Origin of the sequence: Methanobrevibacter sp. UBA417, from assembly GCF_002508845.1 — an archaeon.
GTDB lineage: Archaea > Methanobacteriota > Methanobacteria > Methanobacteriales > Methanobacteriaceae > Methanobrevibacter_A > Methanobrevibacter_A acididurans.
Genome location: NZ_DAZC01000002.1, coordinates 17,180 through 37,251 on the forward strand (window position 1 = coordinate 17,180; position 20,072 = coordinate 37,251).

At 27.0% G+C, this 20,072-nt stretch carries 23 protein-coding genes and 2 tRNA genes; 4 read left to right on the top strand and 21 right to left on the bottom strand.

Annotation, left to right across the window (positions count from 1 at the left end):
- The 12 genes from porA to BP769_RS00370 form a co-directional block, all read right to left on the bottom strand.
- Complete coding sequence (porA, locus tag BP769_RS00315; protein ID WP_413825675.1) at positions 1-1,149, bottom strand: pyruvate synthase subunit PorA; 1,149 nt, start codon at positions 1,147-1,149, stop codon at positions 1-3.
- A gap of 14 nt (positions 1,150-1,163) precedes the next feature.
- The gene (gene porD, locus BP769_RS00320) at positions 1,164-1,409 is read right to left on the bottom strand and encodes a pyruvate synthase subunit PorD (protein WP_409197996.1); all 246 of its coding nucleotides are present in this window, start codon (positions 1,407-1,409) and stop codon (positions 1,164-1,166) included.
- A 78-nt stretch (positions 1,410-1,487) separates the two neighbouring features.
- Entirely contained in the window at positions 1,488-2,009 is a 522-nt protein-coding gene (gene porC, locus BP769_RS00325; protein ID WP_409197997.1) for a pyruvate synthase subunit PorC, read from the bottom strand.
- A 458-nt stretch (positions 2,010-2,467) separates the two neighbouring features.
- Entirely contained in the window at positions 2,468-3,169 is a 702-nt protein-coding gene (phoU, locus tag BP769_RS00330; protein ID WP_409197998.1) for a phosphate signaling complex protein PhoU, read from the bottom strand.
- A 57-nt stretch (positions 3,170-3,226) separates the two neighbouring features.
- Positions 3,227-3,979, bottom strand: coding sequence for a phosphate ABC transporter ATP-binding protein PstB (gene pstB, locus BP769_RS00335; RefSeq protein WP_409197999.1), 753 nt, complete (start codon positions 3,977-3,979; stop codon positions 3,227-3,229).
- Between the two features lie 21 nt (positions 3,980-4,000).
- Complete coding sequence (pstA, locus tag BP769_RS00340; RefSeq protein ID WP_413825673.1) at positions 4,001-4,855, bottom strand: phosphate ABC transporter permease PstA; 855 nt, start codon at positions 4,853-4,855, stop codon at positions 4,001-4,003.
- Positions 4,856-5,008 carry a hypothetical protein gene (locus BP769_RS00345; protein ID WP_409198001.1) on the bottom strand — a complete coding sequence of 51 codons (153 nt, stop codon included), beginning with the start codon at positions 5,006-5,008 and terminating at the stop codon, positions 4,856-4,858.
- Entirely contained in the window at positions 5,005-5,883 is an 879-nt protein-coding gene (gene pstC, locus BP769_RS00350) for a phosphate ABC transporter permease subunit PstC (RefSeq protein ID WP_413825671.1), read from the bottom strand. The genes BP769_RS00345 and pstC overlap by 4 nt, the downstream gene beginning before the upstream one ends.
- A 91-nt stretch (positions 5,884-5,974) precedes the next feature.
- Positions 5,975-6,781: a phosphate ABC transporter substrate-binding protein gene (locus BP769_RS00355; protein ID WP_413825668.1), complete on the bottom strand. Its 807-nt coding sequence runs from the start codon at positions 6,779-6,781 to the stop codon at positions 5,975-5,977.
- Positions 6,782-6,959: 178 nt separating this feature from the next.
- Entirely contained in the window at positions 6,960-7,775 is an 816-nt protein-coding gene (locus BP769_RS00360; protein ID WP_413825666.1) for a phosphate ABC transporter substrate-binding protein, read from the bottom strand.
- 160 nt (positions 7,776-7,935) lie between these two features.
- Positions 7,936-8,814, bottom strand: coding sequence for a phosphate signaling complex PhoU family protein (locus BP769_RS00365; RefSeq protein ID WP_413825712.1), 879 nt, complete (start codon positions 8,812-8,814; stop codon positions 7,936-7,938).
- An 83-nt stretch (positions 8,815-8,897) separates the two neighbouring features.
- Positions 8,898-10,940, bottom strand: a complete 2,043-nt coding sequence (locus tag BP769_RS00370) for a hypothetical protein (protein WP_413825664.1) — start codon at positions 10,938-10,940, stop codon at positions 8,898-8,900.
- A 222-nt stretch (positions 10,941-11,162) separates the two neighbouring features.
- On the opposite strand from BP769_RS00370, the gene BP769_RS00375 reads away from it, so the two are divergent.
- A complete protein-coding gene (locus tag BP769_RS00375) occupies positions 11,163-11,432 on the top strand; it encodes a 2TM domain-containing protein (protein ID WP_409198006.1) in 270 nt (89 codons plus the stop codon).
- 12 nt (positions 11,433-11,444) lie between these two features.
- Here the strand turns inward: BP769_RS00375 and BP769_RS00380 are convergent, their stop codons facing one another.
- The 3 genes from BP769_RS00380 to BP769_RS00390 form a co-directional block, all read right to left on the bottom strand.
- A complete protein-coding gene (locus tag BP769_RS00380; RefSeq protein WP_413825662.1) occupies positions 11,445-12,365 on the bottom strand; it encodes a hypothetical protein in 921 nt (306 codons plus the stop codon).
- 231 nt (positions 12,366-12,596) lie between these two features.
- A tRNA-Thr gene (locus tag BP769_RS00385) sits at positions 12,597-12,669 on the bottom strand.
- Between the two features lie 87 nt (positions 12,670-12,756).
- Positions 12,757-12,839 (bottom strand) — tRNA-Leu (locus BP769_RS00390).
- A 144-nt stretch (positions 12,840-12,983) separates the two neighbouring features.
- On the opposite strand from BP769_RS00390, the gene BP769_RS00395 reads away from it, so the two are divergent.
- Genes BP769_RS00395 through BP769_RS00405 form a run of 3 tightly spaced genes read left to right on the top strand, consistent with a single transcriptional unit; the run spans position 12,984 to position 15,281 of the window.
- Positions 12,984-13,151, top strand: a complete 168-nt coding sequence (locus BP769_RS00395) for a 4Fe-4S dicluster domain-containing protein (protein WP_413825660.1) — start codon at positions 12,984-12,986, stop codon at positions 13,149-13,151.
- A 26-nt stretch (positions 13,152-13,177) separates the two neighbouring features.
- The gene (locus tag BP769_RS00400; protein ID WP_409198009.1) at positions 13,178-13,969 is read left to right on the top strand and encodes an adhesin; all 792 of its coding nucleotides are present in this window, start codon (positions 13,178-13,180) and stop codon (positions 13,967-13,969) included.
- 25 nt (positions 13,970-13,994) lie between these two features.
- A complete protein-coding gene (locus tag BP769_RS00405) occupies positions 13,995-15,281 on the top strand; it encodes an oligosaccharide repeat unit polymerase family protein (protein ID WP_409198010.1) in 1,287 nt (428 codons plus the stop codon).
- Positions 15,282-15,289: 8 nt separating this feature from the next.
- Here the strand turns inward: BP769_RS00405 and BP769_RS00410 are convergent, their stop codons facing one another.
- The 6 genes from BP769_RS00410 to BP769_RS00435 all read right to left on the bottom strand — a co-directional run.
- Positions 15,290-16,111 carry a nicotianamine synthase family protein gene (locus BP769_RS00410; protein ID WP_413825658.1) on the bottom strand — a complete coding sequence of 274 codons (822 nt, stop codon included), beginning with the start codon at positions 16,109-16,111 and terminating at the stop codon, positions 15,290-15,292.
- A gap of 26 nt (positions 16,112-16,137) precedes the next feature.
- A complete protein-coding gene (locus BP769_RS00415) occupies positions 16,138-16,983 on the bottom strand; it encodes an ATP-binding cassette domain-containing protein (RefSeq protein WP_409198012.1) in 846 nt (281 codons plus the stop codon).
- A gap of 27 nt (positions 16,984-17,010) precedes the next feature.
- Positions 17,011-17,847: a cobalt ECF transporter T component CbiQ gene (gene cbiQ, locus BP769_RS00420; RefSeq protein WP_413825654.1), complete on the bottom strand. Its 837-nt coding sequence runs from the start codon at positions 17,845-17,847 to the stop codon at positions 17,011-17,013.
- Positions 17,848-18,072: 225 nt separating this feature from the next.
- Complete coding sequence (locus tag BP769_RS00425; protein ID WP_409198014.1) at positions 18,073-18,354, bottom strand: PDGLE domain-containing protein; 282 nt, start codon at positions 18,352-18,354, stop codon at positions 18,073-18,075.
- Complete coding sequence (cbiM, locus tag BP769_RS00430; RefSeq protein ID WP_409198015.1) at positions 18,355-19,008, bottom strand: cobalt transporter CbiM; 654 nt, start codon at positions 19,006-19,008, stop codon at positions 18,355-18,357.
- A 550-nt stretch (positions 19,009-19,558) separates the two neighbouring features.
- Positions 19,559-20,072, bottom strand: a 514-nt coding sequence (locus tag BP769_RS00435; protein WP_413861773.1) for a GNAT family N-acetyltransferase, incomplete at its 5' end; no start/stop codon positions are given.

A 20,072-nucleotide genomic window follows, 5' to 3' on the forward strand; every position in this document is an offset into this window, starting at 1 on the left:
TTAATAGTCCTCCTTAAGATCTATCCAATTAACATCTTTAACAGGATTTTTGGTTTGTTCAACAACTTTTAAAATTGTTTCACGAGTAATATCTCTTCCACCTAAACCAGCTATAAAATCATAAGCTTCTTTACCAACACGAGCTTTGATATCATTATATAATGCTCCTCCAACACCGAAACATACATTTTTATCAATTATAGCTAATTTACTTGCATTTTTAGTTGCTTCTTCAATTTCTTCATATGGGAAAGGTCTGTAAGATCTAACTCTTAATGATCCTATTTTTTCACCTTTATCACGTAAATCATCTACAACAGCCTTAATAGTACCACAAAGGCTTCCCATTGAAACAATTATAATATCAGCATCTTCTGTTTTATAAGTTTCAATAAGACCATATTCTCTACCGAATTTTTCACCAAATTCTTTACCAACATCAGTAATTACATCTTTAGAATAATCTAAAGCTTTTTGAATATCATGTCTTAATTCAGTATAAGATTTAGTATCTGCAAAATTACCTAAACTCATTGGTTTTTCTGGATCTAAGAATTGATGTACCGGTTCATAAGGTGGTAAAAATTCATCTACATCACTTTGTTCTGGAATTTCTACAGGTTCTACAGTATGTGTTAAAATAAATCCATCTAAACAAACCATTACAGGTAAAGATACATTTTCGTTTTCAGCTATTTTATAAGCCATTAAAGTTGTATCTAATGCTTCTTGAGCATCTTCTACAAAGATTTGTATCCATCCAGAATCTCTTTCTGCTATTGCATCTTGATGATCATTCCAAATATTCAATGGTGCAGAAATTGCTCTATTAGCATCAGCCATAACAATAGGTGCTCTCATTCCAGCAGCAGCATATACTACTTCATGCATAAACATTAATCCTTGAGAAGATGTAGCAGTAAATACTCTTACTCCAGCTTCAGAAGCTCCTAAAGTTGCACTCATTGCACTATGTTCAGATTCAACTCTAATATATTCAGCATCAAGATCTCCATCAGCTACATATTGTGCTAATGTTTCAGATATTGTTGTTTGTGGAGTTATAGGATAAACAGGAATTACTTTAGGTTTAGCTAACTTTACAGCAGTAGCTACACTTTCATTTGATGTCATAACTTTTTTTGTCATAAATAATCTCCTTTTTATTCTTCTCTCGCTAATTCAATAGCTTTTACTGGACATTCATTTTTACAAATTCCACAGCCTTTACAATAATCGTAATCTATATCATGATCTTTATTTATACATCCTTCTGGACAGAACAGGATACAGTTATCACAATCAACACATTCATCTTTATTAAGTGTTGGTTTAAAGGTTCTCCAACTACCTGTTTTATTAATACGGGTATTTCCGGGATTGGCTATTGCTCCTCCAATAGTATCCATTTATATCACCTTTTTATAATTTTTTTGATAATACGTTAAAATAAATTTTAATTTTAATAAAAAAATTTTAAAAATTTTTTAAGCTAAGTCATATGCAATCTTACAAGCAGTTGCATTCTTTTCCCCTATTTTTCCAGGGAATGTTTCTTTAATTACTTTTATAATAGATTCAATGGTTACTTCACCAGTTCTTTTAGCAAAGCATCCTAAAATAATGGTATTTACTATGTTTCTACCTAAGTTATCTAATGCAATACCAGTTGCATCAATATCAAATACTTCCACATCTTTAGAATCTAATTCTTTAGTAGTATTTATAATTACTTCACCATCTTTGTTTATTCCAGAATAAATGTCTACAACATTGAGTAATCCATCATCTAGAACCATTACATAATCAGGATTGTATACTTGATATCTGATTTTTATAGGTTTTGAGTCAATTCTAGTAAAAGCCATGACCGGTGCCCCTCTTCTTTCTACTCCGAAGAATGGGAACGCTTGAGAAAATTTTCCATCTTCAAATGCTGCTTTTGCTAAAATTTCAGCTGCAGTTACAGCACCTTGTCCTCCACGACCATGAAAGCGAATTTCAATCATAATATTTTCCTCCATTTTGTCATAATTAATCATTTAAATTAAATAATATATATACTTTTATAGTAAATATAAAATTATGAAAAAACAGAACTAAAAAAGGAACAATAAAAGAAAAAAGTAATAAAATTAGTATTTTTATTATAAAATTTTTAAAAAATTAGTAAAAAAAATAAAAAATATTCAAAAATAGAAAAAACATCTTAAATTAAATAAAACAAGCCATAAAAAGCAAAACAAAAATAAAATAAAGAATAACAAATCAAAAATCATTTAAATAAGCAATATATAGTATAAAATGAATAAAAGAAGAAAATAAAATATAAGAACATTTAATAAAAATTGAAAAAAATAAAAACATAGTCATGATTAATCATTATAATTAAAAAAAATAATTAAAAAAAAGAAATAAAACAAGATAAAAAGTTTAAAAAATAAAATAATAAAAATTATTATTTACCCTATAAATCTTCATCATTTTCATTATCTAAAGGTTTAATATCAGGTCTTTTAAGAGTTAACATGAAAATAGTACGATTAGAAATATTAACAGCTCTATCAGCAGAACGTTCTAAAAATCTTGCAATAAAAATTAATTGAACAAAATTTTCAATACCCTCAGTACTTTCACTCATTAAATTAGTAGATCTAGTAAGTACATTATCAAAAAGTTCATCTACCTTATCATCATCAGTACTTAATTCTCTAGCTTTTTCTAAATCATGATTATGAAAGGCCTTAATAGATTTAATTAACATTAAATGAACATAATCACTCATAAAAGCTAATTCTTTAACAAGTTTCTCAGGAACTAAATCAAAATTAATTTTACTAATAGAATCTGCAATATTCAAAGATAAATGACCAACACGTTTAATATGACTAATATTACGTATTAAAGATTCAATATACATTAAATCACTAGCATAAGGTTGTTCACTAGCAATAAACCTAATACATTTACGTTCTAATTCAATAGTAAAAACATCAATTTCATCAGTTTTTCTCTTTAAATCATTAAATTTATTTTCATCATAACTTTCAAGCAAATCTATACATTCACTCTGAGAATCAATCACAAGCTGTCCTAATTTTTCAGAATCTTTATTTATATTCTTCATTTGATTTTTAAATGAAATACTAGGAAAAATTTTATTCATCATCACATCTCCACAATTATAATATTATATATATTTAGTAAATAATTCAAACTTAACTGTTTAACCAAATCTTCCAGTAATATATTCCTCAGTTTTTTCTTCACGAGGATTAATGAAAAGTTCAGAAGTTAAATTATTTTCAATAATTTCACCATTTAAGAAAAAAGAAGTATATTTACTAACACGTGTAGCTTGTTGCATATTATGTGTAACAATTAAAATAGTATACTCTTTTTTAAGACGATTAATCAAATCTTCAATTTTAATAGTTGATATTGGATCTAAAGCAGAACATGGTTCATCCATAAGAATAACTTCAGGTTTATTAGCAATTGTACGGGCAATACAAACACGTTGTTGTTGTCCACCAGATAAACTCATAGCAGAATCATAAAGTTTAGATTCAACTTCATCCCATATAGCTGCAGATTTTAAACTTTCTTCAACCCTTTGTGCAATAAAATCTTCATCTTCTATTCCATGGATTCTAAGACCATACGCTACATTATCAAATATTGATTTAGGAAATGGATTAGCTTTTTGAAAAACCATCCCTACTCTTTTTCTTAAATTCACAACATCAATATTTTTACCATAAATTTCAGTGTCATCTAAATAAATTTCACCTGTATGATTAAATGAAGGAATCAAATCATTCATACGATTTAAAGTTCTCAAAAAAGTAGATTTACCACAACCAGAAGGACCAATAAGTGCAGTGACTGTATTTTCTGGAACTTGCATATTAATATTTTTTAATATGTGATTATCTCCAAATTTTGTGTTCAAATTTTTTACTGTAATTCTATTCATTTACAAAACCTTCCTTAAATTTTAAAATTTCCCCATCATTTTTTCTTGATATCTATTAACTAAGTAATTAGTAGCAAATGTTAGTATAAGAACAATTATTACTAGAACTGCAGCTGTACCAAATGCATTATCCATTGAAATTCCTTCAGTAGCTAAAATATATAAATGGAGAGGTAAAGGACGTCCTGGATCAAATATGGATATAGGCACTGAAAGTGCTGAACCAACAGCATACATAACAGCAGCAGCTTCAGATATAGCCCTTGTCATAGCAAGTATTACACCAGTCACAATTCCCGGAATTGAAGCCGGAATAACAACATTAGCTATAGTTTGCCATTTAGTAGCACCTAAACCTAAAGATGCTTGACGATAAGTATTAGGAACAGAAGCTATAGCAACTTCAGAAACTTGAAATACAGTTGGAACCGCCATAATAGCAAGGACTAACCCTCCTGATAGAATAGACCATCCTAAATTTAGAAATACCACGAAAAATGCTAAACCAAATAAACCAAATACAATTGAAGGAATACTTGATAAGGTTTCTGCACCAAAACGAATTAAATTAACAATTTTACTTTCACCTGCATATTCAACCATATACACAGCAGCCCCAACACCCAGAGGAGTTGCAATCACAGCTGCAATTAAAGTCACATATACGGAAGATATAATCATAGGTAATATTCCACCAGATTTACCAGAATCTATAGGACTACCTAATAAAAATTCCAAATTAACTACAGGTAACCCTTTTACTAGAATATAACCTAAAATAATAAGTAGAATACCTAATGTCACTATACCAGATAAAATAAAAATTTTATTCATTATTTTATCTGAAGATTTTGAACTACAAATTTTAAATGACATTTAATATTCCTCCTTAATATAGTTTTTAATATTTTTTGAATACATTATATTATAATAATCACAAGAATCTATTTCTTCTAAAATTTTTTTTGTTCCAATAACACGACGTGGGACTCTAATATTTTTTTGAATATTGATTTTCTCATAAATCATAAACCCCCACCCCCGATGTCCATTTTATATTTACGTTGAATCCAATTAGTAAACAATAATAAAATCATTATGATTATGAATAATACTACTGCTGTTGCAAATAATGCATTATAATGTAAACCTGTTGCATAACCCATTTCTAATGCTATATTAGAAGTTAAAGTTCTAACTGGTTCAAAAATAGATCCTGGAATTTGAGTAACATTACCTGCAACCATTATAACTGCTAGGGTTTCACCTATTGCACGACCCATACCTAAAATTACTGCAGTTACAATACCTGGAAGCGCCGCAGGTAAAATAATATGACGAATTGTTTGCCAATTTGTAGCACCCAAACCTAATGAAGCTTCTTTAAACTGTTTAGGAACACTACGAAGTGCATCTTGAGATACACTAATAATTGTAGGTAAAATCATTATCGCCAATATAATTGCAGCTGTTAAAATACTAAACCCAGTTCCCCCAAAATTATTTCTAATTATAGGCACTAAAACAATTAAACCAAAAAATCCATATACTACACTTGGAATTCCAGCTAATGTTTGAATTACTGGTTGTAAAAATTTTCTTACATTATCGCGAGCAACTTCCGCCATGAATATGGAACATAAGATTGATAATGGCACAGCCATAAGCAATGCAAGTAATGTAACTTCTAATGAACCAACAATCATAGTGAAAACACCATATTGATTGGAATCAGGAGCCCAATCCATTCCAAAAATAAAATTTAAAAATCCATAATCTTGAAATGCAGGAAATCCTTGAATTAATATGAATGCCACTATTACAAGAATTATTAAAATAGAAAAACAAGCTGTTAATAACAAGCCTTTCTCTATAAACAATTCTGAAAAAGTTTTTTCTCCCATTTCATACCCCATAACTTTTTTTTATTAAAATATATTAATAACATGATAATTTTTTAATTTCATCTATTTTTCTATAAAAAGTACCAATTCTTCATGATACTGGAATAATCTTATTTTCTTCAATTATTTTTGTTCCCTCAGGAGATTTAACCCATTCTAAAAATTTATTTACTTCACCAGTAGGTTTTCCTTTAATAAGGAACAAGAAAGGTCTTTGAAGTTCATAATCCCCATTAGATATAGTTTCTTCAGAAGGTTGAACACCATCAACTGAAAGAGATTTAACATCATTAGACATATGAGCAAAAGACATGTACCCTATAGCCCCTGGATCTGTTGAAACTGCTTGTTTAACTGATTCGGTAGAACTTTGAACTATAGCTGAAGACATTATATCCGATTTATCCATGATAAGACTTGTGAAAGCATCTCTTGTACCAGATCCTTCTTCACGAGTTATAACATGAATTTCCTGATCTGGACCTCCAACTTCTTTCCAATTTGTTATATTTCCATTAAAAATACCTTTAATTTGTGAACTTGAAAGATCTGAAATGTTATTACCATTATTCACACCAATGACTATTCCTTCTTTACCTAATTCCACTTCAGTTATATTTTGTTTATCTGAAGAATCCAATTCTTTAGAACTCATCCCAATATCTGCGATTCCCTGATGAGTACTTCTTATACCCATTCCAGAACCTCCTCCTTGAACACTAATTTTAATATCAGAATGGTTTGTATCATAAGCATCTGCTAATTCTTCAGCTAAAGGTTGTACACTTGTTGAACCTACAATGTCCATCCTTTGAACATTCATACCTGGTACGACAAGTAACAAAGCAATTATTATTACTATGATTATTCCAATTATCCATTTATACTTTGATTTCATAAAAAAATCCACTTTTAGTTTTTTAAAATTTAATTAATAAGAAATAAGTATTAAACCACATATCTTTTTTGTGAAGAAAATAATTTTATTTTAAAAAAATAAAAGGAAAAAAGAGAAGAAATTCTTTAAAATTTCATAATATTTTTTTTAGTGATATAATTCTATTAATATTAAACTTTTAAATATATGCAGTAGATTGCACAATTTTTTCTTGTTGTAACACTTTTTTACCTTCATCACTCATGACCCAATCAAGGAACTTTTTAGTTTCTCCTGTAGGTTCACCTTTAGTTAAAAATATGAAAGGTCTTTGTAATTTATAAGATCCATCACTTATTGTACTGTCTGATGGAGATACTCCATCAACACTTACGGATTTTACATCATCACTCATATGAGCATATGATATAAATCCAATTGCATTTGGATCTTGTGCTACAGATTGTTTTACTGCTTCTGTAGAACTTTGTACTACTGCATCTTTTTTCATTGAATCATTTCCTAAGACTAATTTTTGGAATGCATCTAAGGTTCCTGATCCTTCTTCTCTAGTAATTAAATTAATTTCCCCATCATTTCCCCCAACTTGGTTCCAATTTGTAATATTACCTGAGTAAATACCTTTTAATTGGTCTGTAGTTAAGTCAGAAATACTATTTTCATTATTTACAGCAATGACTATACCATCTTTACCTAATTCATATTGTTTTAATCCACTTGCATCTGAACCTTTTACTTCTTTAGAACTAGATCCTATATCTGCAGTACCATCTTGGGCACTTTTTATCCCTACACTAGATCCTCCACCTTGGACGTTGATTTCTACTCCAGAGTGGGTTTGGTTGTATTCAGATACAAGTTTTTCAGCTACTGGTTGTACACTAGTTGAGCCTACAATATCTATTTTTTGAGCACTTGATGTTGTAACAATCAATAAAGCTGCAGCTATTATAATTATAATAGCAAGTATTGCTATTTTTTTATTTTTTTTCATATATCATTCTCACCCATTTAAAAGGTTGATTTTTATATATATAAAGGTTTCCATAATGTGAATGAAAATACACAAAATAGGAACTAAATGTAAAAAAGAAGTGATATAAAAATACACAAAATTCACAAAATAGGAATAAAAATAAGCTTAAAGCAAAAGCTTATTCACGAAAAGACCGTGGAGTAATAGGGCGAGGAATATCTTTATGAAATTCAGCTGCAGTATCCATAATTTCAACACTAATATCCCCAATACGTTCAAAAGCTTTAACAACACGAGACAAGTACAAATAATAATTAGAATGTTGAGTATCATCAAAACTAGTATCTGCCATTTGAAAAGCAATACAATTCATTGCATCTTTCTGTAAAGTATGAATCTTTTCTTCATTATCCATAAGATCCCCTTTAACACTTAATTTACCATCAATAAAAGCTTCCATAGAAATATCTATAGATTTTTGAGCAGCTTTATGCATCTTTTTTAAAAATTTCAAAACATCTTCATCCACAGCTAAATCATCATTAACAGTAAATTTAGCAAGATGGGCAGAATAATCACCAATACGTTCTAAATCATAAGCAACTTCATTATAAACAGAAACTTTAGAAACTTTAGAATGAGGATCAATATTAACAATAGTTTCAACAGAATAACGAACCTTTTCAAAGAGATTATTTGTAGTATAATCCATTTCAAGAGCATCTTCAGCTATTTTCTTATCATTTTCAACAATAGAATTAAAAGCAACCTCTACTTCCTGTTTAACGTGATCGCTCATATTTTGTAACATATTTTTAATCAATAAATTACTAGAATACTCTGGGGAATTCGTATTATTTCCATATAACTCTTCATATTTTTTTAAATCAATAATATAAGCCCTTTTAACAATTTCCTTTTTAACAAGAGGTTGTAATAATTGAGTAACATAACGACGAGTAATACCTAACTTATCAGCAATTTCATCTTGAGTAGATGGATTTTCATATAAAATTATGTCCAAAATATCTTTTAAAGTACTATTTCCTTTATTCACCATAAAAATCAGCAAAAATTAGATTTAACTAAAATTATTTTAATAAATTCAAATTAATAAACATTACTAAAAAAAATAAAAAATTAAAGGTTTACAATTATACTTGTATTATTAAAAGAAGAAGTATAATCAGTAGAACCATAATAAAAACATTTTACAATATAATCGCCAGAATATAAATTAATAGGCAATTGATATTCCCCTTTATCATCAGTTGTAGCCCAATAAACCTTACTTAAACCATTGTGAGGATTAGTTAAATTTAAAGCAATATGTTGACCTGCTAATTTATCCCCAGAAACTGTTTGCAATACTCCAGTTAAATTTTTCAATTCTCCATAAGTACCTACAAATTTATTAACACTTAAAAGTGTAGATACTTTATCAACATTATTTACAACAATAGAATTATTACAAGTACTAGCTAAGTAACCTTCAATATCAGAAAAAGATGCTTGAACAGTATACTGTCCAGGGAAAAGATTAATTTCTAAAAATAGTTTACCTTCAGTATCTGTTGTAGCCCAATAAACTTTACTTAAACCATTAAGAGGATTGGTTAAATTTAAAGCAACATGATAACCGATTAAAGGATTTCCATTAATATCTAATAATTTAGCAGTGTAATTTAACCCTTGACCATAATTTTCTGTTAAATTTTCACCTATTAAAACTGTTTTTAATGAAGTATTGGTGTTTAAAATAGCAGTTTTTAATATAGTATTTTGTGCTTGTGAATAATTACCTTCAATTAATGATTCACCTAATTTATTAACTGTATAATTACAGTAAACTAAACCTTCATTAACTGTTAAATTATTTATAGAAATACCGTTAACCAAAATATTAACAATTCCTGCAGTTATTTCATTACCATTATCATCAGTGAGTGAAGCTGTAATATTTACAATTTCACCTTTTTCTACTTTAATAGTTTGATTATTTAGTAAAGTGAGATAAGCATTACTTAAAATTCCGTCATTATAAATCTTGTTACCACTTTCTAAAGCTGTACAATTTTTAATAGTGTTATTTTTTAAGGTTAATACAGAATATTGATTATAACAAGCTCCCCCGTACTTAGCAGTGTTATTTGAAAACATACAATTTTCTACTGTCATTAAACTATAGTACCAGTAATTAAAAATAGCACCTCCATAGAAATTAGCTTTATTACTATCGAATATACAGTTATAAATTAAACAAGACCCAATCATACCATTAAGAGCATTTGCAGAGTATATAGCTCCTGCTTGAGAAGCAGAATTCCCTTTAAAAATACAGTTAGTTATATTAGAATAAGATCTATCGTTTAAGTACAAAGCCCCACCTATACCAATACCAGTACCTTGATTATTTATAAAAGTAGAATTGTACAAATTTAAATATCCCTTATTTTGATATATGGCTCCCCCATTTTGCTTATAAGCAATATTATCTATAAATAATGTATTATAAATATTTCCAGTACCATATAAATCATAAATAGCTGCACCCCCATCACAACCACTATTAATAATTGAATTATTAATAAATTTAGAGTTATTTACTGTTAATTCCCCTATAAGATTATATATAGCTCCTCCATATTGAGCGGAATTATTTTCAAAAATACAATTATTAATAGTTAAAGTACCTGTATTTTTTTGAATGGCTCCACCAACTTCTTGAGATGAAATCGTATTTCCATTAATAAAGGTTAAATTATTTAAATTAATTGTAACTTGATTATTTATAATGAAAATATGAGTAGCATTATCTCCACTAATTACAGTATTTGAATAATTTTCTCCGATTAATTTCACATTTTTAGTTAATTCATAATTACTTATATTATATATTCCTTTAGAAACATAAATTGATTGACCTCCAGTATTAGCATTTAATGCTTCTTGAACTGTTTTAAATGGATTAGATTTTGATCCATTACCTGAGGTATTTACATCAGAAGAAACATACAAATCATAATTAGAACTTAAATAATTACTATTAGAATCAATAGCAATATTATTATTAAAACTTGAATTATTATTTTCTACATTTTCAGCAGCAACAAATGGTATTACACAAAATACCATTAAGAACAACATTAATAATAGAATAATTTTATGAAAAAATTTTGTCATAAAATTTATCCTCCCATAATTAATTTTTTTTAAATATTAAATAAAAAAAACAGATAATTAAATTAATAATATTTATTTAAATCGAATAATGATATAATAATTAAATTAATAATTAAATGTTTTACATTAAATAGTTTAAATTATATTAAATATAAAATTTTTCAATGTGAATAAAATTTAATATCGGCAATAAAATTATATATAAATAAAATTGTGATGAAAATGGTAGATTATGAAAGCAAAGAATATAAAAAAGCAGAACAACGTGTAGAGAGCAAAATTAGATTTTACAAGCATCTTTCAATATATATCATAGTAAATATTTTATTATTAGCAATAAATTATTTTACAAGCCCCGGAACTTGGTGGTTCTATTGGGTAAGTATAATTTGGGGAATTTTTGTAGTAATTGAATTTATAAAAGTTATTTTATTCCCTAAAAAAGGTAGTGAATGGAAAGAAAAAGAAATTGAAAAAGAATTAAAAAAATAAAATTTAAAATTTTTATCTTTTTTTATCATTGAATTTATTATTAAAAAATTTTTTAGTTTTATCAGAAGCATTCATAGACTTATTTGAATAATTTGAAGATGAATTTTTAGGATTATGATAATTTTGATAATCCTCTTCATTTACCACTCGTTTATTAGGAATATACTCCCGATTATAATCATTCTCATAATTTCTGTTTCTTCTAGATTTTTGAATTCTTGACATTTCTAATTCATCAAAATCTAATGGGTCATAATCTCGTGGATTTCTTGAAGATCTATACTGATTTCGGTATTCATTATCATAACCATTATCTTTATTTTCGTTACGTGCATTAAATATACTGCTTATTACACCAACTATAATGATTAATAGTAATAATAATATTATTAATGTAGCGAAAAAATCAAATTTATCAAATACTTTACCCACTAAAGAGAAGAAGACATTGTTAACATCTACTAATCCTCTAAGTAGTATAATTCCACCAGTGAAAAATACTAACACTCCATTTTTTTTCGGAATGTTATTAGAACGGAAGAATGGGTAAAAACTTAAAACTATCATACCTAAACCCATAACACGGAAAAGATTTTGATTTGTTGCGGTTTCAAGTAAATTGAAGATTTCAACAAAATTATAATGGAATGTAGTTAATAAATAGACTAATTCAATTAATGTTATAACAACTATAGGGAGCAAATAAACAACTTCTCCACCAATATTTGTTTCTAACTTCTTAACTTTTATACCATCTCTTGAATATGTGTCAATTTTTTCTTCAGAATAAGTTGATAATAATTGATAAATTATTGAACTTAATACAGATCCTATGACAGTCCCAGTTAGTCCTAAAGTTGCGGTGGTTATTGCGACTATACCAGAAATTACTCCTGCCATTAAAATATTAAAATGTTTTGTTTTTTTAGACATTTTACCCTCCAATAAAGTCTATTATACTTTTTTTAATAAAATAATCATAATTCTCTTATGATTTTTTGGTGTTTAAATGTAAAATTTTATATTCTTTTATATATTTGTTTTATAAATTAATAAAATTATCTATTTTTAAAATAAATTAAGAAATTATTTGATTAATATAAAATTAGTACTGTAAAAAATAGTTATTAAAATATGAAATAAGTAAATTCTCCAAAAATTAAGAGCCTTAGGGGGGATTCGAACCCCCGACTTCCACCTTACCAAGGTGGCGCTCTACCGGCTGAGCCACTAAGGCAATAAATTGGTACATGTGTTAAAAATAGAATAAATCATCCTTTTAGTAATAAACTTGATAAAAAAATGATTTTGATTAATATAAAAGTGCAGGGGAAGGGATTCGAACCCTCGAAGGCCTATACCAGAGGATCTTAAGTCCTCCCCCTTTGGCCACTCGGGCACCCCTGCATACTACAACATATTAATTTAAGATTTATCTCATATATAAAGGTAACGTTTTTTAAAAAATTTTAAAAACTAAATCAATTCTAAACTTATTTATTAATTAAAAATAAAATAGTATCAATAATTAAAATAATTTGGTGACACAATTTGATAATAGATAATGAAGCTTGTGGTATTTGTGAAAAATGTATAGACTTATGCCCATTAAATATAATAAAAAGAAATGTATTTTCAGTAGTTATCTTAGAAGGATGTAACAACTGTGGGAAATGCTTAGAAATATGTCCTTGTGGTGCCATTCATAAAGAAGCATAATATATAACTAAAAGGTTTTGAAAAAAATGAAATTACCTGGATTTTTAAAAAAATTAACTATTATTGATTGGATTATAATCCTATGTATTATTTTAGCAGTTTGTTTTGCATTTATTTACATAGCAACAGATGATAATGGAACTGAATCTACATCAATTGATAGTACAACAATGAGTAAAGTTGGACAAAAATATTCTGAATATTATTTAGAAGGAGACATTATAACTACTACTATTGAAGGATATAATGCAAGTAATGGGAAAAATATTAATATAAATGGTACTGTACTGTGGGAAGATGATGATTCCGGAGCAAATACAAAATTGTTAATTGACTCTGGAGGACACAAATATTTAGCTGCAGTATATAATGATGTTAAAAATGCAGATATTTATATTGATGAATTAACACTTGAAAAAAATGGTTCAAAGTATAATAATACTGTAGAATGCACAATAAGTCCAATGAATATTAATACTTTAAATGAATTGATAAAAGGAATACCTAATGGTACAAATTATGAGATTTCAACAACAGTTGCATCTTCAACTAAAGATACTCAAACTTACCAAGAAATTACAAATCAATTATATGAAAATCATTGCAGAATATGTATTAAACCTGAAAATGCTGCATTACAAGACCAAATAGAAATTATTAGAGCAACAGGAAAAGAAATTAACATTGCAAGCAATATTCTAAACCAACTTGATGGTAAAACTGACTCAATAAAGTTACGTATTTATAATTGTAATAACACTACTTTAGAAAATATTGAAAGTAATTATAACGTGACAAATGTTGGATATATTTCATAAGAATTTCTAAAAATATGTGAAAAATATGAGCACCATTTATAATATATTAACCCATATTACAGAAAGTATTACAAGTAAAGTAAAAGAATCATTCTTATTCATTACTATATTTAATATTTTAAAATATTTTGAAGATGCATGGATCAACAGTTTTTTTAAAAGTTTTTATCCTAAAGAAAACTTTTTATCTTTCTTTAAAAAAAGTAAAATATTGAATAAATATCTATTTAGTCCATTGATTGTAATCGTTGTATTTACCATATTTTTACTTCTTTCTTTTACCCCTGTAAGTTGGAGTTTAGAAATAAATCTTTTAATAGCATTTTTAACCTTTTTTATAGGTGCAAAATTAATACCAAAATACTTGTTAAACAAAGATATTGAATTATTTAATTTTAAAAGAAAAGAAATATATTCAATAGGATTCTGCCTGATATTACTCGGATTAATATTCTTTATTCTTTGTATAGGTAAAGCTGGAGGATTACCTATAATCCATTCAAGTTTAAGATATAAACTTTCTCCTGCATTAACAATGCCTATATTTTTAATGATACCTGGAATTGGAATGATAGCAAGCTGTTATTTAATGGATTATAAAAAAAATATTATTTCAAGAACTCAAGTTAGATTCAGATTTTTAATTCTGTTTATGATTAGTGCAGTCATATTTTTAACTTTAGCTTATAGAACCCCGCTACTTGCAGTTTTATTACTCCTTATAATCATGGGATATTATGGAGAAATACTTTCTCTATGGGAAGTTGTAATAGCTGCATTAATTGGTATAGGTGCAATTGTAGGAATTGGTTATTATCGTGTAATTGAAGAAGGAACTATAACAAAAGGAGCAAGCCCAATATCAACATTACAATCAAGAGCAGATTTCACATTACATGTATTAAATCTAATAAATAGTGTATCCGGAGATTATGGATTATTACATGGAAAACTAATAGCTAGCTCACTACCAGGTAGTGCTCTTGGACCCAGAATGATGATTGGAAAACTAATAGCTTGGAGAAGTGAAGTTACAGTAACACCTACAATAATAGGACCAATGATTGTAGATTTTGGAAGAATAGGTGTTGCAATCGGAATGGGATTAATAGGTTTTATATTAGGAATAGGATTTAAAATAGTGGAAAAAACTAAAAATTCATTTTACTTATTCATATATGCATTATTATTAACTTACACAATACTTGGAGTAGAAACAGGAATATTAGACATTCAAGTTATATTATATTTCATAATAGGATTATTCATATACTTAGTAATTTTAATAAAAAATAGAAAGTTTAAGATATGAAAAAATATTTAAACTACTTTTCTAAGTAATACACTTGTATTGTTAGTATTTCCTATAGGTAAAAGCATAACCTCTTTATGAAATCCTCTTATATCTTTATCAGTTAATGGAGCATAAAGAATAGCTCGCATACCACTATAAGTTCTAACAAGAACTGGAGTATTTATATCAACAGTTTCCCAAACATTAGCAAAAACTTTATCTTTAGGAATAGCAAATGCTGCAACCATCACAATATCATAATCAAGATCTTTTAATTTAGTCTCATCACCAACAACAATTTTAATACCAGCAGATAATCCTAATTTAGCTATAACCTCACGAGATAATTCAGCAACATCTTCTTGAATTTCAATACCAATGCAATTACAACCAAATGCTTGTCTAAATAATATTAATGTAAGAGGTAATGGTCCACTACCAATAAACACAAAGGTTTTATCTTTACTAAACTTAGCTAATTTAGATTCATTAATTAATAAACCTTCATATCTTTCATAAAAATGAAAAGTATCTAAAGTTTGATAAGGGTCTTTAGATTGAATAATATCCATAGCATTTTCAGTTTCTAATCTTGCACCAATATATAAATAAAATTTTCTGATAAGTTTTAATGCTTTATTCATCCGAACATTATCTAATATATGTTTTGCTGAATCAAAATCAATTTCTTCATCATGAGCAATAACTTCGATTTCATCCAATAAAATGGTGATTTCATTTAAATTCACATCATCTAAAGTATTTAAATCATTTAAAGAATCAACACCATATTCTTCAAGTTTTTCAGCAATTTCCTCAATTTTTGGCCAATATTTCCAACAACTCATATAATAACAACTCCATAAAAATTTAATTAATGATTGCTTAATTTAGCTTTAATAATTTCATCACAGGCTTCTTGAGTAGTTAATTTATTAGGTTGGACATTTAACCCCTCTTTTTGCAACTTATGTAATATTTCACTAGCTTTTGGAGGTCTTAAATGTGCTTTTTTTAGAATTTCATGATTAGAAAATACATCATTAGTAGATCCTTCATTAATAATTTCACCATCATGAACAATAAAAATTTTATTTGCAAATTCTGTTATAAGTTCAACATTATGAGAAGAAACAAGCAAAGTCATGCCCTTTTCATTTAAGTGATTAAGGATTGTTAAAACTTGATCAACACCCTGAGGATCTAAACCTGCTGTTGGTTCATCAATAATCATTAATTCAGGATCCATTGCAATAATTCCTGCAATAGACACTCTTTTTTGTTGACCTCCACTTAAATGATGAGGAGGTTTTTCCTCAAAACCTTCCATTCCTACCATTTTTAAAGATTTTTCAACTCTTTTATCCACTTCATTTAAGTCTAAACCTAAATTCATTGGACCAAATGCTACATCTTCTTGAACTGTAGGGGCAAACAATTGGTCATCAGGGTTTTGAAATACTACCCCTACTTTTTGCCTAATTTTAAGCAAACTCTTTTTATCATATTTCATTTCTTCCCCATTAATTTTAACAATCCCACTTGTTGGTTGGGATAATCCATTAAAATGGGAGAATAAAGTTGATTTACCTGCACCATTAGCCCCCATAACTGCTACTTTCTCTCCCTTATTAATACTCATATTTATATTTTTTAATGCCCGTGTACCATCAGGGTATGTGAATGTTAAATCTTGAGTTTCTAAAATAGGTTCTGACATAATAATTTCCTCCCAATAATTATTTCTTTATGTTGCTGTAAAATGTAAACCAAAATATCCTAATTGTGGTGCATAAAATATAACTAAAATTTCTATAAATAAAATTAATAATACAATAGATATTATGAAAACATAATTTGATTTTGTCATTTTCTTTCTACTTACATAAAATTGAGAATCATTAGAAAATCCTCTACTTACCATACTTGAATATGTTGTTTCTCCTTTTTCATAAGATTTTAAAAACATCATGGCTACTGTATAACCTACTTGTTTTATTCTCCATTTATAAGGAGTTAATTTACTATGAATATCAAAGTTTCTAGATTTTTGTGATTTTCTTATTTGTGCTAATTCATCAATAAACATAAATAAAAAACGTACCATAATACTTAAAATCATGGCTAAATCTCGAGGCATTCCTAATTTTCTAAATGATTCAACAACTTCTTGCATTGGACTTGTAGATGACAATATGACTATTGCAGTTAAACAAACAATTAATCTAGACATTAAAATAATTCCCCAGTTAAGTCCAGCATCGGTAATATGAATCCATGAAATAGAACTAACCCATATTATATTTCCAGGATGAATAAATGGTTGAAATAGTATAATTGCCCCACCAAATGGGATCAATAATAAAATACGTGTAAATGAAGCTTTAAATGATAATTTTGCAAGACCCATTACAATTAACAAGAATATTTCTAAAATTATAGGGACAAATAATTGATTAGAAAAAACTGAATATATTATTATAAAAAGTACAGATATTAATTTTACTCTTCCGTCCAAATTATGAATAACATTATTTTGTGCACTTACAACATCCAAATCGAGTGCATCATTTATATTCACCATTAACTAACCCCATTTCATATTACAAATAATCAATTTATTACTTAAGTTAATAAATTCATTATTTATTAATAATTATTTATTAAAAATAAGTTTTCAATATTATTTTTTTAATTTTATTTAAGAATTAAAAGAATATTAAATTTTTTAAAAAATAAATATAAATTAGTTAAAAATAATTAATAACTAACTTATTATCTATTTTATTTAAGTTCTTCCTATTTAAATTTAATTCCGTCTTTTAACAATTTCCCCAACACCATATCCTAGTGCTAAAACTATTAATGTACCAATTATTAAAACACCAATTTCACCTAATTTTCCTAATGGTTCAAAAGTATAATCTGGAAATGGTGATTGTAAAAATGCACTTGCTTCACCAACACCAGAATCTTCTGCGGATTTTTCTAATCCATCAGGATTTCCAGATGCAATGAAAGGAGAAAGACATGCTAAAACAACACAAACTATAATAGCAATTACAATTAAAATTTTGTCTTTTTGTTTCATTTAATTAACCTCCACATTTTTACTTGTTGATTTATCATTCCAAGCTAATAGGTCAGGTCTGTATTTTTCAAGAGCAGCAATAACAATAATTGTTAAAATAGCTTCTATTACTCCTATGAATGCATGGTAAAGACCCATAGAAGCTAAACCTATATTTAAAGGGAAAGTTCCAGCAAGTGCCATTTCTACTGCACAAGCTTCTGCAGCTATAAAAGTCGCAAGCCATGCTCCCACTCCAATTGCAGGATATTTTCCAATAAATTTACGTAAACCTTTAAAAGTAAATAAACCAACTGCACCCCCTATAATACCCATATTAAGTACATTAGCTCCCAAAGTAGTGATACCTCCATCACCAAAGAATAAAGCTTGTACAAGTAAAACCACTGTAAATACAAGTACTGTTGCTTCTGGAGCCATAAATACTAATGCTACTAATGTTCCACCTACCATATGTCCACTTGTACCAAATGGAATAGGCATGTTCATTGACATTATAGCAAATATACCTGCTGCTAATACAGCCAATAAAGGAATACGTTTCTCATTAAGGTTATTACGTGCCCACTTAGATGCAAAGTAAAGTGCAATTATTAAAATTACATAGTAAATAGCACATTGCCAAAGTGGAATAAAACCGTCAGGTATATGCATATTTTTAATCCTCCCAAATTATTTTTTTCTGTTTTAAAATACAAGTAATACTTTTTATAATTTTATTTATATATGGAGTATTACAAATATTTTATTTAAATGATTAATATTAAAAATCAAGCCCATTAATAAATTTTTAAGTTAAAAATTACTTGACAATTAAGTTATTTATTAAAATATCATTTATAAAGATTTTGTTAGTAATAATTTAAATATAAATTTAGATAAAATAGTAATACTTCAAATTTAGATAATAATTATTTAAAAGATTTTAATAATCGGTTATATTTTTTAAAAATTAATAAAATAATAATAAAAAAATAAAATAAAACTAAAATAAGAATATTTTATCATTCAAGAATAAATCAATGCAAATTTAATAAATTAAAAGAATATTCTCTTATAACAAAGCTAAAATAATAATAAAAAACTTAAAATTTAAAATAATTAATCCAAAAATGATATCTACTAAATTAAATAGTACAAAATTAAATTTTAAATAAAAAAAGAAAAAATCATGAATATTTAATGATAATATTAATAAAATAAATTATTTAGCTTGAATTGAAGTTAATGAGATATCATAAAGTTTTAAAGGCGCCCTATAAATATTTTTAGACATATGCACAGTATCTAACTTATCATTTACTTTAAATATGATATTGAAATTCATTTTATTCCAAAAAAACAAAGCCCCATCAACAATATTTTGAGTATGTAAATATATTTCATTATATCCCTGATTATAACAAAATTTTTCTGCTTTTTTAACTAAAGCAGAAGCTATTCCATTTCTTCGATATTTTTCATCAACAAAAACTTTATAAAAACTAGCAGTTGATTTTCTTGAAAAATTATTTTCAAAACATTCAGATTTTCGATCATATTCTCTTATACCAATGGAACCAATAATTTCATTAGTTTTTGTATTTATAGCTAAAAAGAATGTATTTCTTACAGGAGCAATATAAAAATTTTTTAACAATTCAATATCTTTATGAAACTTAGGAATATAATTTAAGCCATGCTCTTTTTTAATTAAATTTAGGCTCTGTAGAAATCCT

What these genes read in the sequence shown, in the direction of transcription:
- porA (WP_413825675.1), bottom strand. Translation starts at nt 1,149, where the DNA reads ATGACAAAAAAAGTTATGACATCAAATGAAAGTGTAGCTACTGCTGTA.
- porD (WP_409197996.1), bottom strand. Translation starts at nt 1,409, where the DNA reads ATGGATACTATTGGAGGAGCAATAGCCAATCCCGGAAATACCCGTATT.
- porC (WP_409197997.1), bottom strand. Translation starts at nt 2,009, where the DNA reads ATGATTGAAATTCGCTTTCATGGTCGTGGAGGACAAGGTGCTGTAACT.
- phoU (WP_409197998.1), bottom strand. Translation starts at nt 3,169, where the DNA reads ATGATGAATAAAATTTTTCCTAGTATTTCATTTAAAAATCAAATGAAG.
- pstB (WP_409197999.1), bottom strand. Translation starts at nt 3,979, where the DNA reads ATGAATAGAATTACAGTAAAAAATTTGAACACAAAATTTGGAGATAAT.
- pstA (WP_413825673.1), bottom strand. Translation starts at nt 4,855, where the DNA reads ATGTCATTTAAAATTTGTAGTTCAAAATCTTCAGATAAAATAATGAAT.
- BP769_RS00345 (WP_409198001.1), bottom strand. Translation starts at nt 5,008, where the DNA reads ATGATTTATGAGAAAATCAATATTCAAAAAAATATTAGAGTCCCACGT.
- pstC (WP_413825671.1), bottom strand. Translation starts at nt 5,883, where the DNA reads ATGGGAGAAAAAACTTTTTCAGAATTGTTTATAGAGAAAGGCTTGTTA.
- BP769_RS00355 (WP_413825668.1), bottom strand. Translation starts at nt 6,781, where the DNA reads ATGAAATCAAAGTATAAATGGATAATTGGAATAATCATAGTAATAATA.
- BP769_RS00360 (WP_413825666.1), bottom strand. Translation starts at nt 7,775, where the DNA reads ATGAAAAAAAATAAAAAAATAGCAATACTTGCTATTATAATTATAATA.
- BP769_RS00370 (WP_413825664.1), bottom strand. Translation starts at nt 10,940, where the DNA reads ATGACAAAATTTTTTCATAAAATTATTCTATTATTAATGTTGTTCTTA.
- BP769_RS00375 (WP_409198006.1), top strand. Translation starts at nt 11,163, where the DNA reads ATGGTAGATTATGAAAGCAAAGAATATAAAAAAGCAGAACAACGTGTA.
- BP769_RS00380 (WP_413825662.1), bottom strand. Translation starts at nt 12,365, where the DNA reads ATGTCTAAAAAAACAAAACATTTTAATATTTTAATGGCAGGAGTAATT.
- BP769_RS00400 (WP_409198009.1), top strand. Translation starts at nt 13,178, where the DNA reads ATGAAATTACCTGGATTTTTAAAAAAATTAACTATTATTGATTGGATT.
- BP769_RS00405 (WP_409198010.1), top strand. Translation starts at nt 13,995, where the DNA reads ATGAGCACCATTTATAATATATTAACCCATATTACAGAAAGTATTACA.
- BP769_RS00410 (WP_413825658.1), bottom strand. Translation starts at nt 16,111, where the DNA reads ATGAGTTGTTGGAAATATTGGCCAAAAATTGAGGAAATTGCTGAAAAA.
- BP769_RS00415 (WP_409198012.1), bottom strand. Translation starts at nt 16,983, where the DNA reads ATGTCAGAACCTATTTTAGAAACTCAAGATTTAACATTCACATACCCT.
- cbiQ (WP_413825654.1), bottom strand. Translation starts at nt 17,847, where the DNA reads ATGGTGAATATAAATGATGCACTCGATTTGGATGTTGTAAGTGCACAA.
- BP769_RS00425 (WP_409198014.1), bottom strand. Translation starts at nt 18,354, where the DNA reads ATGAAACAAAAAGACAAAATTTTAATTGTAATTGCTATTATAGTTTGT.
- cbiM (WP_409198015.1), bottom strand. Translation starts at nt 19,008, where the DNA reads ATGCATATACCTGACGGTTTTATTCCACTTTGGCAATGTGCTATTTAC.